Origin of the sequence: Paenarthrobacter sp. NyZ202, from assembly GCF_049860755.1 — a bacterium.
Classification (GTDB): domain Bacteria; phylum Actinomycetota; class Actinomycetes; order Actinomycetales; family Micrococcaceae; genus Arthrobacter.
The window spans coordinates 4,220,572-4,234,624 of sequence record NZ_CP187556.1; the positions used below are offsets into that span (position 1 = coordinate 4,220,572).

General features: G+C 64.3%; 12 protein-coding genes. 4 read left to right on the top strand and 8 right to left on the bottom strand.

Annotation, left to right across the window (positions count from 1 at the left end):
• Positions 1–188 precede the first annotated feature (188 nt).
• Together ald and ACPFL9_RS19525 are read left to right on the top strand one after the other, a co-directional pair.
• A complete protein-coding gene (ald, locus tag ACPFL9_RS19520) occupies positions 189–1,307 on the top strand; it encodes an alanine dehydrogenase (RefSeq protein ID WP_426004659.1) in 1,119 nt (372 codons plus the stop codon).
• Between the two features lie 106 nt (positions 1,308–1,413).
• Entirely contained in the window at positions 1,414–2,391 is a 978-nt protein-coding gene (locus ACPFL9_RS19525) for an IS481 family transposase (RefSeq protein WP_426004661.1), read from the top strand.
• 124 nt (positions 2,392–2,515) lie between these two features.
• Here the strand turns inward: ACPFL9_RS19525 and ACPFL9_RS19530 are convergent, their stop codons facing one another.
• The 3 genes from ACPFL9_RS19530 to ACPFL9_RS19540 all read right to left on the bottom strand — a co-directional run bounded on the left by ACPFL9_RS19530 (position 2,516) and on the right by ACPFL9_RS19540 (position 4,641).
• Positions 2,516–3,319, bottom strand: a complete 804-nt coding sequence (locus ACPFL9_RS19530) for a hypothetical protein (RefSeq protein ID WP_426004662.1) — start codon at positions 3,317–3,319, stop codon at positions 2,516–2,518.
• On the bottom strand, positions 3,316–3,858 hold the full coding sequence (locus ACPFL9_RS19535; protein ID WP_426004663.1) for an RNA polymerase sigma factor: 543 nt from the start codon (positions 3,856–3,858) through the stop codon (positions 3,316–3,318). The genes ACPFL9_RS19530 and ACPFL9_RS19535 overlap by 4 nt, the downstream gene beginning before the upstream one ends.
• Positions 3,859–4,002: 144 nt before the next feature.
• Positions 4,003–4,641: a hypothetical protein gene (locus ACPFL9_RS19540; protein WP_426004664.1), complete on the bottom strand. Its 639-nt coding sequence runs from the start codon at positions 4,639–4,641 to the stop codon at positions 4,003–4,005.
• Positions 4,642–4,910: 269 nt separating this feature from the next.
• On the opposite strand from ACPFL9_RS19540, the gene ACPFL9_RS19545 reads away from it, so the two are divergent.
• Together ACPFL9_RS19545 and ACPFL9_RS19550 are read left to right on the top strand one after the other, a co-directional pair.
• Positions 4,911–6,098, top strand: a complete 1,188-nt coding sequence (locus ACPFL9_RS19545; protein WP_426004665.1) for a hypothetical protein — start codon at positions 4,911–4,913, stop codon at positions 6,096–6,098.
• A gap of 44 nt (positions 6,099–6,142) precedes the next feature.
• Positions 6,143–6,658 (top strand): hypothetical protein, encoded by a 516-nt coding sequence (locus tag ACPFL9_RS19550; RefSeq protein ID WP_426004666.1) that lies wholly within the window; start codon positions 6,143–6,145, stop codon positions 6,656–6,658.
• On the opposite strand, the gene ACPFL9_RS19555 is transcribed toward ACPFL9_RS19550, so the two are convergent.
• The 5 genes from ACPFL9_RS19555 to ACPFL9_RS19575 form a co-directional block, all read right to left on the bottom strand.
• A complete protein-coding gene (locus ACPFL9_RS19555) occupies positions 6,647–7,705 on the bottom strand; it encodes a Gfo/Idh/MocA family protein (protein ID WP_426004667.1) in 1,059 nt (352 codons plus the stop codon). The genes ACPFL9_RS19550 and ACPFL9_RS19555 overlap by 12 nt on opposite strands.
• 305 nt (positions 7,706–8,010) lie before the next feature.
• Positions 8,011–9,738 carry an ABC transporter substrate-binding protein gene (locus ACPFL9_RS19560; protein WP_426004668.1) on the bottom strand — a complete coding sequence of 576 codons (1,728 nt, stop codon included), beginning with the start codon at positions 9,736–9,738 and terminating at the stop codon, positions 8,011–8,013.
• Positions 9,739–9,807: 69 nt separating this feature from the next.
• A complete protein-coding gene (locus ACPFL9_RS19565; protein WP_426004670.1) occupies positions 9,808–11,991 on the bottom strand; it encodes a dipeptide ABC transporter ATP-binding protein in 2,184 nt (727 codons plus the stop codon).
• The gene (locus ACPFL9_RS19570; RefSeq protein WP_426004672.1) at positions 11,988–12,950 is read right to left on the bottom strand and encodes an ABC transporter permease; all 963 of its coding nucleotides are present in this window, start codon (positions 12,948–12,950) and stop codon (positions 11,988–11,990) included. Before ACPFL9_RS19570 ends, ACPFL9_RS19565 begins: the two co-directional genes overlap by 4 nt.
• Positions 12,950–13,933, bottom strand: coding sequence for an ABC transporter permease (locus ACPFL9_RS19575; protein WP_426004673.1), 984 nt, complete (start codon positions 13,931–13,933; stop codon positions 12,950–12,952). The genes ACPFL9_RS19570 and ACPFL9_RS19575 overlap by 1 nt, the downstream gene beginning before the upstream one ends.
• Between the last annotated feature and the right edge of the window lie 120 nt (positions 13,934–14,053).

Below are 14,053 nucleotides of genomic sequence, written 5' to 3' on the forward strand. Positions count from 1 at the left end.
AGGCGACACCTGACGTTCCAAGGCTCGACAAATGTCGAGCTAGATATTCCAAAAACCCTGATTTTCCGCGGTTCTTCCCCCTCAAGCGCTGAGGTAATCGTGTCGCCTGCCTCACAGCCGGATCTATTCTGGAACCACAGCCCGCAGCAAAATCCGGCCGAAAAAAGCCGCAAACGATGGAGCCCCAGATGATCATCGGTGTCCCCAAGGAAATCAAGAACAACGAGTTCCGCGTAGCCATCACGGCCGCCGGCGTGCACGAGTTCCGCACCCACGGACACACTGTCCTCGTTGAACGCGGTGCCGGCCTCGGCTCGGGTATCACCGACGAGGAATACTCGATCGCGGGCGCCGAAATCGTCAACGAAGCCGACGACGTCTGGGCCCGTGCCGACATGGTCATGAAGGTCAAGGAACCCATCAAGGCCGAATACCACCGCTTCCGCAAGGGCCTGATCCTCTTCACCTACCTGCACCTGGCCGCCGAGCCCGAGCTCACCACCGAGCTCATCAACTCCGGCGTCACGGCCATCGCCTACGAAACCGTGCAGGAAGGCCGCGCCCTCCCGCTGCTCGCCCCCATGTCCGAGGTCGCGGGCCGGCTCTCCGTGGTGGTCGGCGCGTCCTCCCTCATGGCACCCGCCGGCGGCAAGGGCATCCTGCTGGGCGGCGTTCCGGGCGTGCGCCCGGCCAAAGTTGTTGTCCTCGGAGCCGGCGTTGCGGGAACCAACGCCGCTGCCATGGCGCTGGGCCTCGGTGCTGATGTCACCATCATGGACATCAACATCAACCGGCTGCGCGAACTCGATGCCCTTTACCAGGGCCGCCTGAAGACCGTCGCCTCCAACGCCTACGAGATCGAGAAGTCAGTTGTCGACGCAGATCTCGTGATCGGTTCCGTCCTGATCCCGGGCGCCAAGGCCCCGAAGCTGGTCACCAACGAACTCGTGTCCCGGATGAAGCCGGGCTCGGTGCTGGTGGACATCGCCGTGGACCAGGGCGGCTGCTTCGAGGACACGCACCCCACCACCCACCAGGAACCGACGTACAAGGTCCACAACTCGATCTTCTACTGCGTTGCCAACATGCCCGGCGCTGTTCCGAACACCTCCACGTACGCACTGACCAACGTCACCCTGCGCTACGCCGTCGCCCTGGCCAACCTCGGCGTCAAGGCCGCCTTCGACCGCGATCCGGCACTGGCAGCCGGCCTCAACATCGCCGGCGGCCAGGTGGCACACCACTCCGTCTCCGAGGCGCACAACCTGCCCCTGGTTGAGGACTGGCACAGCCTGGTCACTGCCTAGGTGTAGTTCCCATGGAGGTTGTGAACAGCGTGGCGTGATGTAAAAGGCGAAAGCCTCCGGTATCGATTTGGGTTACCACACTCATCTCGACGCCAGGAGGCTCTCGTTGTCCTACGTTACCCATGCCAACGCCGATCTGACACCTAAGGCCAGGGCGAAGCTGGCCCGTTTGGTCGTTGAGGAGGGCTGGACGTTGCGCCGGGCCGCGGAACGTTTTCAATGCTCACCAGCGACGGCCAAGAAGTGGGTGGACCGCTACAGGGTCCGTGGTGAGGACGGCATGGCTGACGCGTCCTCCCGCCCGCGGCGGAGCCCGAAACGCACCCCCGTACGCACCGAACGCCGCATTGTGGGGTTGAGGTTCAATCGGCGGTGGGGACCGCACCGGATAGCGGCCCACCTGGGCTTGGCCCGCTCCACCGTCGGCAAGGTCCTGACCCGGTACCGGATGCCCCGGCTGGCCTGCCTGGATCAGGGCACCGGTCTGCCCGTTCGCACACCTGCACCGCAGCGCTACGAGCACGAGAACCCCGGAGACCTGATCCACGTGGACATCAAGAAGCTTGGGCGCATCCCCGACGGCGGCGGACACCGCGCCCTCGGACGCGCCAAGGGGCAGCGGAACCGCCGTGCCGGGACCGGTTATGCCCACCTGCATCATGCCGTCGATGACCACACCCGGCTCGCGTACTCCGAAATCCTCAACGACGAAAAGAAGGAAACGGCCGCCGCCTTCTGGCTGCGAGCCGCCGCATTCTTCGCCGCCCACGGCATCACCGTCAAAGCGGTGCTCACGGACAACGGGTCCTGCTACCGCTCCCGGACCTTCGCAGCAGCCCTGGGACCGCACCTCAAACACCGGCGCACCCGCCCCTACCGACCCCAAACCAACGGCAAGGTGGAACGCTTCAACCGCACCCTCGCCACCGAATGGGCCTACGCCCGGCCCTACACCTCAGAAACCGAGCGCGCCGCCACCTACCCGGCATGGCTCCACCATTACAATCATCACCGAACCCATACCGGCATCGGAGGCAAAACCCCCATCAGCCGCGTTCACAACCTCAGTGGGAATTACACCTAGGCTTCCAGGCGAGCACGACGGCGGGGTGCGGCTTCCACGGAGGCCGCACCCCGCCGTCGTTTGTCTCTTGCCCGCCGAGATGGCACTTAATGCCAATGTTCGCGGCAAACATTGGCATTAAGTGTCACTTCGCGGGGTTGCCTGGGGCCTTGGGAACCTCCGGGATCACCTGCGTGGGAACAGGAACCGGCAGGGTGGACGGACCCAGGCTCGGTGGAAGATCCGGTGTTCCGATGGACGGCGGCGTGATCCCGGGTTCGGGAGTGGGCACATTGCCCGCGTTCCCCGGGGCCTTGGGTGCCTGGGACACTCCGCCGCCTTGGTGCTTGGCGGAGTTGCCGTGGTCCGTGCCCGTCGAAGGCCCGGATCCTGTGGCTCCGCCGGCACTGTCCGTTGGATTGGGGGCGGTCGGTGCCGGGTGGACGCCGTTTGTGGGGAGTTCTTCAGCGGGCCCGGCCGGCCGCTCCGGCTGCGGAGCCTTCGCCGGTCCCGGGGCAAGCTGCGACACCACGGAGCCGATGGCCGCGCCGAGATGCTGGAACGTCCCCGGGATCCCGCCTTCCTGCGCGGCCGCCGCCGAGGCACCACCTGCCAGTGTGGCTGCCAGGGCCAATCCGGCAATGGCTGCCCGGCGCTTACGACGGCGGGCCGCGAGTTCGTCGTGGCACGGAGGCTGGGCGGTGGACCCGCCAACGGACGGAAGGACCGCCGTCGGGTTTTCCTCAACGACAGGCACCAACGCAGTGGCGGCGTCGCCCGCCTGCCCTGCCATCAAGGCGCGCACGGCCTCCGACGGCAACGGCGCCGTGTCAGCCAGCGAGCGCAGGCGGAGCAGTTCGTCGCGGACGCCGGAGCCGTCACGGGCAGCATCGATTCCGGCGTCGGCCAGCAGCTGTTCGACTGCGCGTGCCTTGGTCTGTTCGCTCATGATGTGCCGTTCCTTTTCAGTACACGCTTCCTCAGTGCACCCAGCGCCCTGCGTTGCAACTGCTTCACGGCACCTTGGGACTTGCCCATGATGGCCGCTGTTTCTTCCACGGAAAGGTCTGCCACCACCCGCAACGCGAGGACCTCACGATGCTCGGTGGCCAATTCCTCCAGGAGCCCGGTCACGCCCAGGGCTCCTACCGCCTGCTCTTCAGCCGATGGCGCCCGCCGGCCATCCAGCTCGGGCTGGTAGGGGGCTGCCTCCGGCATCCGCTCCTTCCTGCGGTAATGGTCCACCATGCGCGCATGGGCGATGGTGAACAGCAGGGTGCGGGCTCCCTGGAGTCCTCCGTGCAGGCCCTGGAGCTTCGGATGGAAGGCAAGGAAGACGTCCTGGGTGACGGCCTCGGGATCGTCCACACCGCGGGCACGCAGGTACCCGCACACCTGCCCGGCGAAGTTGTTGTAGGCAGCCGTGAAGAGCAGAGCGGGATCATCATTGTCCGTCTGCAGATATTCGTCAGTTAAAGGCCCAAGCACCCGCGGATGCCTCCATCCACGCAGCGCAGCGACGTCCCGGGCGTGTAAACCACTGCGCTGCCGTCCGTTACGTAGCGGGGCTCCCGGTGATCGACATCAGATCGATTTCGGGGAGCCCCGCTGTTAACCGTAGCCGCTGGTGGTTTAGCGGACAGAATCCAGCGGCGCGCCGGGAGCCGAAGGAATGTCGGTGGGAACCTGCGTGGGCAGTTCCGGAGCAGCCGGAACAGCGGGGGTCGCGGGCACGGCCGGCGCGTCAGGGGCACCGGGGACAGCCGGGGTGGCCGGAACAGCAGGTACCGTCGCCGCGACGGAGGCACCGCCGTCGACCTTTGCTCCTGCTGCACCGTCGGCCTTCAGGCCGGCTGCCTTGCCGGCTTCGACCACTGCGGCGCAGTGGGCTTCAACGTTGGCGTCGCCGCCGGCTTCGATCACCAGGGACTCGTAACCGGGCACTTTGGCGTCCGCGGCGAGCCCGCCGCCCAGCAGCGCGGTGCACAGGCCGAACGCCTCGGGGGACGTGGCGTCTTCAACGGCGTCAGCGGCGGTCCCGACGGCGTCAGCGGCCTTGTCCCCGCCCGCCGCCACGGCTTCGGCTGCTGTAGTGTTTGCCTGCTCTGCCACGGGAGCCGGGGCGCCAACGGCATCGTGGGCTGCCTGCTGAAGTCCAGCGGGGAGGGCGCCGTTGAAGGCGGCTACGCCGGTTCCGCCGGCCGCAACAGCTCCGGCGGCCAGGACGCCCGCGGCGACTTTGCTGGTGGCAAGGACAGTGAACAAGGACATGGATTCCTCCGTCAAACATTGGGGATTGCCCCGGCAACCATGGTGCAGCTGCCGGATGATCAGTGTGCGGACGTGGCCCGTACTCCCCTTACATCGTTTCTTTCCGTGCAGAGGTTACGCATGGGCTGAAACTTTTTCCGCGCCTGCATCCACAAGGGAAGTTCTGCCCATCGCCGCTGTGCCGCGCCGACGGCTAAGCTCAGGTCATACTTTTAGCCAGGCAGCATCTTGCGGCCAGGCATGACACGACTAGCGCAGGGGGATGCGTCATGGGGCAGGGATTGGTCGGCGCCGACGTCGCGGATCTGCGGCGGTTGTCCAAGCTGATGGACTCCGAGGCGGAGAAGATCACCACGCTCCAGCGCCAACTGGGCTCGCTGATCGACAACGGACACTATTGGAAGGGCAACGACGCCGAGCGCTTCCGCAGCCTCTGGCGCAGCGACCTCCACGCGCGCCTCGCGGCTGCCGCGCTGTGTCTGAAGACGAATGCCCGTACTCTGCGGCTCAATGCTGACCAGCAGGAGCAGGCATCGGTGGGATCTGCGGGTCCTGGCGGCGCGGGCGGGTCCGGCTCCGGCGAGCTCCCCGGATTCACCATCGGCCCCCGGACCTACGGGCCGGTCACGGTGGAGGGTTACGGCTCGGTGGGCGTGGAAGGCACCGGGCAGGTCAACGGCTCCGTGGGTCCGCATGGCATAGACGTTGAGGCGACGGGCGAGGTGTCAGCCGGGGGGCGGGCAGTCTTCACCGCAACCAGCGAAAACGGTCCGGTCAGCTCGTCCATCACCAACGAGACCTTCATTGGTGCACGGGCCGACGGCGGACTAGATGCCAGCGTCCCCTTCGGATTTGGTTTGCCGGAGTTCCAAGCCACTGGCGAAGCCTTTGTCGGCGTCGAGAACATCACCACGGCCAAGAGCGAGTTCTTCGATGGCTGGGTCAACAGCACCAGCACCGCCCGTTTCATGACCGGTGCCGAGGCAGAAGCACACGCTGTGGGCAGCGGCTTCCTCTTCTCCCCCGGCGGCGAGGCCTTCGCGGGCCAGAAGGTCACGCTCACCCAAGAGACCGAGTTCGCCGGCGGCCTGTTCACCACCGGCCAGGGCACCGAGCTCCGCGGCGGCGCGTGGGCCAGTGCCGGACAAGGCGAACTGAGCGTGGACAAGTCGGACAAGGTCACGGGCGGAGCATCCAGTGCGGGGGCCGGAGCCGAGCTGACGCAATCCCAGTATGTTGAAGTCCTGGGCCAGCGCCTCGCCACGTCTGCCACTGCGGCTGTGGGCGCGGGTGAGGGCTACAACTTCACTGCATCCTTGGACGAGGACGGTTTCACCCTCGGAGTCGGGGCCAAGATCACGGCTGAAATCGGCCTGGGCGCCGGCGCCGAAATCACCATCAGCCCCTCGGGATTCATGGAATCCGTGAGCGGCTTCGCGGACTTCATCACCAAGTAGACATACCGGCCACACATTCCACGAAAATCTGCCGAAAGGGCCCCATGACCTCGCAGCAAGTGTTTCCGTCCGCTACGTTCCCTGCCTACCCCGCCATCTCTCTCACTCCCCCTGCAGAGTGGACGCCGGATGTGGTCCCGGATGCCCTCGGTGCGCTGAAGGGCCCGGTCATCGACGGCGAATACACGGCGAACGTGGTGATCTCCGTGTCCCGGCGCACCCCCGGCTATCAGCTGCAGGACATTGCTGCCTCCGTGGATGCCTTCATGGCCACCTTGCCGGATGCTGTTCTGCTCGGTACTGAACCAGCCGTGATCAATGGCCGTCAGTGGCATGTGCGGGAAGCCCGGTACACACATCCGGAGGCCGGATCCCTGACGCAGTTCACAGCGGTCACAGTGGTGGACCAAGGCGTTGCCGCCGACGTCGTTCAACTCACGGGTAGCTGCCGCCTCCAGGAAGACGACCACAAAAAGGCCATCTATTCGTTGGTGGCCAGCGCAGAGGTTAGCGCCGCACCCTCGCAAACAGCGGTGGGGCACAGGCCCTCAGCCCGCTGACGAAGCCTTGGCCCTTGCCTCCTCGATGAGCCGGAGCACCGCCACTGAGTCCGCCGGATCCACCGGTGCCGGAAGCGCGGAGGCTGTACCGCCGTCGTTGATTTTTTCCGCGAGGAGACGGTAGAACTCCGGGTAGGCGCCGCGTTCTGTGGGAACAGTTCTGCGGCGCCCGTCGGCTTCCAGAGTGCCATGGTTTTCGGAAGGCTCGACGCCGTACTGCGGATCCGTGGGCAGCCCACCTCCCAGGACAAACGGCTCCTGCGGGTCCACACCGTACTTCACGAAGCCGCCGTGGGTGCCCAGCACCCGGAACCGGGGTCCGTGGAGATGGCTGGTGAGGTTCAGGCGCACGTGGCTCACCACGCCGGAGTCATGGCTGAGGGCGATGAAGACATCGTCATCAGCGCGCTCCTGGGGTCGGCGGGCAGTGATCTCTGCGTACGTGACCTGCGCCGGCCCGAAGAACCGGAGGGCAAGGTCCAGCACATGCGAGCCCAGATCGAAAAGGACGCCACCGCCGTCGTCCACCGCGGCACCGGCTTTCCATGCTTTGGCGATGTCCGGCGCCCACCGTTCCATGCCGGACTCGAACCGGGTCACGGTACCCAGTGCCCCGGCGTCGAGCAATTTCTTCACGGTGAGGGCGTCACCGTCCCAGCGGCGGTTTTGGTACACGGTGAGCACGCGGCCAAGCCGCGCGGCGAGTTCGATCAGTTCCCCGCCGTCCGCGCTGTGGACCACGAAAGGCTTATCGACGACGACGTCGAGCCCGGCTTCCAGCGCCGCTTTCGCAAGCGGGTAGTGGGTTGCGGGCGGTGTGCCAAGGACCACCAGGTCAAGCTGGTCCGCGTGGGCCAGGATGTCCTGCGGGGTGTTGACGATCGTTGCCTGGGGGTAGGTGGCCGCGGCCTTGGCCTGCCGGTCGGGGTCCGACGTGGCGATGATGGGCAGGTCATAGGCAGGGTTGACGGCGATGAACGGCGCATGGAAGACGCTGCCGGACAGACCAAAGCCCGCAACGGCAGTACGGATCCTCGATGAAGTCATGTGCCTAGGCTACCGATGCTCTCTCACCTAACGCCCCTTCTGCCCCGATGCTCTCTCACCTATCCCCCGGAATACACCGATGCTCTCTCACTCCCCTGAAGAAAGCGATAGAGGATCGGGCGAAAGGGATGTTTTGGTGATAGAGGATCGGGCGAAAGGGATGTTTTGGTGATAGAGGATCGGGCGAAAGGGATGTTTTGGTGAGAGAGGATCGGGAAGGGGAAGGCCGGGGCTCCTTCCGCGGACCTTGGCATCAACCATGGGTCGCGGGGAGTCCCGGCCTTCTTTGAATCAGGCTGCGGGCGTTACTTCTTGGCGCCCTTTTCCCAACCGATGGTGGTCCAGTCAGGAACGTTGGACAGGCTCTTGAACAGCGACGGCCCGTAGTTGGCCAGGCCGGTCCGGACGAACTGGATTTCCGGACCGTTCAGGACGGTACCCATGGAGAAGTACTTCTCCATGTGCTTCTTCTCGACCTCCATGGCGGCCTTGTTGCGCTCGGCGTCATCGGCGATGGTCGCCAGGCGCTTGATTTCGGCGTCGAGCTCAGCGTCACCCAGGCCGTTCTCGTTGGTTGCGGAGTCGTAGTACTGCTTGACCGCGTCCGTGGCGTCCGGACCCACGGTGTAGCCGGAAATGGTCACATCGAAGTCGCGGGTACCAACAACCTTGCCGAAGTCGGCGTCACCGCGCTGGTCGATGGACACGTCCATGCCGGCGGCCTGGAGCTGCTTCTGCAGGGTCTGGGAGGTGGCAGCCGTGGTGGGATCGTCACCGAAGTTGGTGATCTTGAAGGCAACCGGAACGCCGTCCTTGGCCATGATGCCCTTGTCATTGGCGGTGTAGCCGGCGTCGGTCAGGACCTTCTTGGCTGCCTCGGCGCCCGATTCCTTGACGGGGTAGTTGTCCTGGTAGTACTCGGAGAACGGCATGAGCATCATCGAGCCCGAGCTCTCTTCGGACCAGTTCAGACCGTTGAAGCGGACATCGCGGATGGCTTTGCGGTCGACGGCGGTGAAGATCGCCTTGCGCACGGCGACGTCGGTCAGGGCCGGGCGCTTGGCGTTCAGGTTCAGGCCACCGGCGAACAGGCGCTGGCCACGCCGGATGTCGGCGTCCTTGGTGCCTTCGAGCTGCTTGTAGCGGCCCAGGGTGCGGCCGTTGGCTGCATCAATTTCGCCGTTCTTGAACGCGGCGATCGTTGCGCTGGGCTCCATCTGCCGCCACACGATCTTTTCCAGAACCGGCTTCTGGCCCCACCACTTGTCGTTGGGAACCATGGTGACCGTCTTGGCGGTGGTGTCGTAGTTGTCGATCTTGAACGGACCAGCCATCCATTCGGGGTGCATGTCACCCGCGAAGCCCTTGTTGAAGATATCCGGGGTGTTCACTGCGGGGTGGATCAGGCCAAAGAACAGGCCTTCCAGCGGGAAGACCGGCTGGGTGGTGGTGACGATGACTTCCTTGTCATTGGCGCCGGCCTTGACCGAATCAACGAACGCGTAAGCACCCGCGGAAACGATATCGATGGACGTATCCTCGCCCTTGAGCATGTTCCAGGTGTTCTCGAACGTCTTGACGTCGATCGGCGTTCCGTCGTTCCAGGTCGCCTTGTCGTTCACCTTGATGGTGATGGTCTGCTTGCCATCCTTGACTTCGCTCTTGACCTCTTCGCAGAAGTCCTTGTTCGGCTCGGCCTTGCCGTCGAAGTCGAGCTTCCAGCAGCCGCCGATTCCGCCACTGTTGATGGAGGCGACGTTTACCGGGGTCATCAGGGCCGAGGTGTCGGCGCTGTTGCCCACATTGGAGAAACCATTGAAGTCCGGGCCGATGCTGCCCACAGCCAGGGTGACAGTGCCGCCCTGCTCCAAGTCTTTTGCTTCCTTGGCGTTGACGCTGATCAGCTTGCTGATGTCGCCGCCACTTTCTTCTGCCTTCTGGGAGGCAGGACCCGACGGCGTTCCCCCGCCGCAAGCGGTCAGCATCAGTGCAGCTGCAACTGCTACGCCGCCAATCGTCGTGTACTTCTTCATGGTTTACCCTTCATTTTTTACGACAGGATTTTGCGAGTTGAATACAGGGTTCAGTTGAGTCATGTGTCGTCAGGCATGCACCACCAGCATGTCGGCATCAATCTCTCCGTCAGGGAAGAAGCATGCAAATTCCTGACGCTGATCCGCTTCCGAAGCCAGGGGCGGCTCCAGATTAAGGCACTTCTCCTGCTTGGCAGGGGGAAGCGCGGCGAAGACAGGGCAACGAGTCGCGAAGTTACAGCCTTTGGGAGCATCCAACGGGCTCGGAAGGTCTCCCTGAAGGATGATGCGTTCCCGCGTTCGCTCAAGGCGGGGATCCGGCACGGGGATCGCGGACAGCAGCGCCCTGGTGTAGGGGTGGCGGGGGTTATCGAACACGTCGTCGACATGTCCGGTTTCCACGATCTTGCCCAGGTACATGACCGCTACACGGTCGGAAATATGACGGACCACGGAGAGGTCGTGGGCCACCATCAGGTAGCTCAGCCCGAGTTCGGCGCGGAGCTGGTCCAGGAGGTTGATGACTCCTGCCTGGACGGAGACGTCCAAGGCGGAAACGGGTTCGTCCAGCACTACGAGCTTGGGGTTGACGGCAAGCGCCCGGGCGATGCCGATGCGTTGCCGCTGGCCGCCGGAGAACTGGTTGGGGAAGCGGTTGACGTGGTCAGGCTGAAGGCCCACCAGCCGCATAAGCTCCATGATGCGCTTCCGGATGGCCGCCTTGGGCATGCCCAGGTTCTCCAGCGGCTCGGCAAGGACCTCGTACACCGTGAACCGCGGGTCCAGGGCACCCGTTGGGTCCTGGAAGACCATCTGCATTTCCTTGCGCATGGCCAGCTTTGTCTTGTTGTCCGTGGCAGCTTTGTTGCTGACCCCGCCGATCACCACTTCACCCACCTGGTCCGGGTGGAACTCCATGATTTCCAGCAGGGTGGTGGTCTTGCCGCAACCGGACTCGCCCACGATCGACAGGCACTCGCCCTCGCGGATGTCGAAGCTCAGCCCGTCCACGGCCTTGACCGTGCCGATCCGCCGCTTGATGAGGGCCCCCTTGAGGAGCGGGAAGTGCTTCTTGACGTCCTTGAGCTCCAGGACCTTCCGGCGCTCGAGGCGGGTGACGCCGTCGAACTTTGACACCGGCTGGGGCGGCGCGTGGAAGATCTCGTGCGCGTCAGCGTCGCCGGACAGTTTGTCCGACTTAATGCATGCGGCGTGATGACCGGCGACGGCGGAGCCGTCCGGAGCGGTAACCGGCCACAGTGTGGGCTCACCATCGAGGCACTCCTGGCTGGCCAACGGACACCGCGGCGCAAAGGAGCAGCCGGTCACCGGCAGGGTGAGGTTGGGCGGCGTTCCCTCGATCGGAACCAGCGACTGCTTGGTGGACGTATCCACCCGGGGAACCGCTCCCAACAGTCCCAGCGTGTACGGCATGCGGGGGCTGTAATAGATGTCCTCCACAGTCCCGGTTTCCACAGGCTTGCCCGCGTACATGACCATGATGTCGTCGGCCATGCCCGCCACGACGCCGAGGTCGTGCGTAATCATGACTACCGCAGCACCGGTTTCCTCCTGCGCCGTGTGCAGGACTTCCAGCACCTGCGCCTGGATGGTGACGTCCAACGCCGTCGTGGGTTCATCGGCGATCAGCACCCGCGGATCGTTGGCGATCGCAATGGCGATCATGACGCGCTGGCGCATGCCGCCGGAAAATTCGTGCGGGAAGGCCTTGAGCCGGTCCTTCGGGCTCGGGATGCCAACCATCCGCAAAAGTTCGACGGCGCGGGCTTCTTTGGCTTGTTTGCTCATGGTGGGGTTGTGCACCGTGAGCGCCTCCGTGATCTGGTTCCCGATGGTGTACACGGGGGTCAGGGAGGACAGCGGGTCCTGGAACACCATCGCGATATCGTTGCCGCGGTGCTTGCACATGGCTTTGTCACTGAGGCCCAGGAGTTCCTTGCCTTTGAAGCGCACCGAGCCGGTGATGTCTGCGGTTTCCGGGAGCAGGCCCATGATGGCCATGGACGTGACGGACTTGCCGGAACCGGATTCACCGACGATGCCCAGGGTTTTTCCGGGCATGAGGTCGAAATTGACGCCGCGGACAGCGTGGACCACGCCGTTTTCGGAGTTGAAACGGACGTTGAGGTCGCGGACGCTCAGGACGGCGTCGCCCGGGGCGTAGAGCCCGGCGTCGCGGAGTCGCTCGGCTGGTGCCGGGGAGCTGGCCGACTGGGAGATGTTGGTACTCATTTGCTGGTCTTCTTTGCGGTCTTTGACTTTGCGCGGCCAATGGAACTGGAGCTGGGGTCGAAGGCGTCACGGAGGCCGTCGTTCATCATGGCCAGTGAGCCGGTCAGGAGGAACATGACAATCAGCGGAACCCAGAACATCCACGGGAACGAGGACACCTGGCCGGTGGCCTGGCCGATCAGGACACCCAGGCTCACGTCGGGGAGCTTGATGCCTATGCCGATGAAGGAGAATGCCACCTCGGCCAGGACCGCGCCGGTGATGCCGCGCGTGAAGTCGAGGACCAGCAAGGAACCGATGTTCGGTACGAGGTGCCGCCACACGATCCTGCGGGACGGGACGCCCATGTACTTTGCGGCTTTGACGTAGTCGCGCTGCATGAGGGACATGGACAGCGAGCGCACCAGGCGGGCCGTGCCCATCCAGCTGAAGAACAGCAGCACGATGATCAGCAGAAGCCAGCTGGGCAGGTCCTTGAGTCCCCCGCCGCCGCTGGTTGCCACGGCCACCACCAGGATGGCCGGCATCATGATGAGGGCCTCGAGGATGAACAGCATGGTGGCATCCACCTTGCCGCCGAAGAACGCCATGGTGCAGCCGTACACGGCGGAGATGAGGACCGAAATGCCACCCACGATCAGGCCGATGAAGATCGAAATGCGGGTGCCCTCGACGATCAGCGAGAAGAGGTCGATCCCGGCCTGCGTGGTGCCAAAGAAATGCTCGAGGGACGGTCCCATGCCGATGTTGAGGGGGTCGATGGTGTCTTTGTCCCACGGCGTCAGGAAGCCGCCGAAGAGGGAGAAGAGAAACAGCGCCAGGAAGATGATGAGTCCGGCGACGGCGGTCTTGTTGCGCATGAAGCGCCGGAAGATGATGCGGGACTTCCCGATCACGACGTCCTGGTCCGAGACGCGTGACTCGTCGATTTCGGCGATGGGATCGATGATGTTGGTCATTACTGGACCCTCACTCGCGGATCAACCAGCGTGGTGGCGAAGTCGGCCAGGATGGCACCGATGGCGAAGATCACCGAACCATAGGCCAGCGTGGCTGTGGCGACGTTGACGTCCTGGAGCCCGATTGCCTGGATGCTCCACAGCCCGATGCCGGGCCAGGCGAAAATCGCTTCGGCGAAGAAGCCGCCCGTGAAGATCGCTGGAATGGTGAAGGCTATGCTCTGCGCAACGGGGATGAAGGAGACCCTGAGTGCGTGGCGCCGGATGGCCTGGTTGCGCGTCAGGCCCTTGGCGCGGGCTGTGCGGACGAAGTCCGCGTTCACGTTGTCCAGGAGGTATTGCCGTTGGGCGATCTGGTAGCCCGCCCAACCGAAGATGGTCATCGCGAAGGTGGGCACGGCGTAGTGGGCCACAAGGTCGACGAAAGCCGGCCAGCCCGGGTCGATTCCCGGCGTCGAAATTCCGGTGACGAAGAAGATCCGTTCGCCGACCGTCTCATTGATGCTGATGGCGCCCAACTGAACCAGGAAGTAGGCGATGGGGGCGGGAAGGATGTGGACCAGGTAGCTGTAGGACGTGATGACACGGTCCTGGTACTTGTACTGGCGCGCAGCTGAGTACACGCCCAAGGCCACGCCGATGATCAGGGTCAGGATGATCGAGGCTATGAACAGCCGCGTTGAGACCATCACGCGGTCGGCGAATTCGGCGTTGACGTACGCGCCGTTGGGGCTGCGGCCCCAGTCCCAGCGGGTGATGATGCCGCCGAGCCATTCGACGTACCGCTCCCAGGCATTCTTTTCAGGGTCCAGTCCGAGTCCCCGGAAGGACGCTGCCACCTGTTCCGGTGTTGGCCGGGGAATCTTTTCCTGCTCCAGCAATGCCGGCTTGAGGGAAGTTACGGCCAGGAAGTAGCCCGCACTGGTGGTCAGGAAGATCATGATCAGGTAGATGCCCGATCGCTTTGCAAGGTATTTCAGCATGTCGGGCGGCTGCCCTCGATCTTGGCAAAGCTCAATGGTCGTCCTTCCGCGGTTCCCGGCTGTGGCCGGTGTCAGCAACGAATTGGCGCAGGGGAACTTGTACCCCCAAACCCCTTCAGT

Coding starts and splice junctions, on each gene's coding strand:
- ald (WP_426004659.1), top strand. CDS start 189: ATGATCATCGGTGTCCCCAAGGAAATCAAGAACAACGAGTTCCGCGTA.
- ACPFL9_RS19530 (WP_426004662.1), bottom strand. CDS start 3,319: ATGAGCGAACAGACCAAGGCACGCGCAGTCGAACAGCTGCTGGCCGAC.
- ACPFL9_RS19540 (WP_426004664.1), bottom strand. CDS start 4,641: ATGTCCTTGTTCACTGTCCTTGCCACCAGCAAAGTCGCCGCGGGCGTC.
- ACPFL9_RS19545 (WP_426004665.1), top strand. CDS start 4,911: ATGGGGCAGGGATTGGTCGGCGCCGACGTCGCGGATCTGCGGCGGTTG.
- ACPFL9_RS19550 (WP_426004666.1), top strand. CDS start 6,143: ATGACCTCGCAGCAAGTGTTTCCGTCCGCTACGTTCCCTGCCTACCCC.
- ACPFL9_RS19555 (WP_426004667.1), bottom strand. CDS start 7,705: ATGACTTCATCGAGGATCCGTACTGCCGTTGCGGGCTTTGGTCTGTCC.
- ACPFL9_RS19560 (WP_426004668.1), bottom strand. CDS start 9,738: ATGAAGAAGTACACGACGATTGGCGGCGTAGCAGTTGCAGCTGCACTG.
- ACPFL9_RS19565 (WP_426004670.1), bottom strand. CDS start 11,991: ATGAGTACCAACATCTCCCAGTCGGCCAGCTCCCCGGCACCAGCCGAG.
- ACPFL9_RS19570 (WP_426004672.1), bottom strand. CDS start 12,950: ATGACCAACATCATCGATCCCATCGCCGAAATCGACGAGTCACGCGTC.
- ACPFL9_RS19575 (WP_426004673.1), bottom strand. CDS start 13,933: ATGCTGAAATACCTTGCAAAGCGATCGGGCATCTACCTGATCATGATC.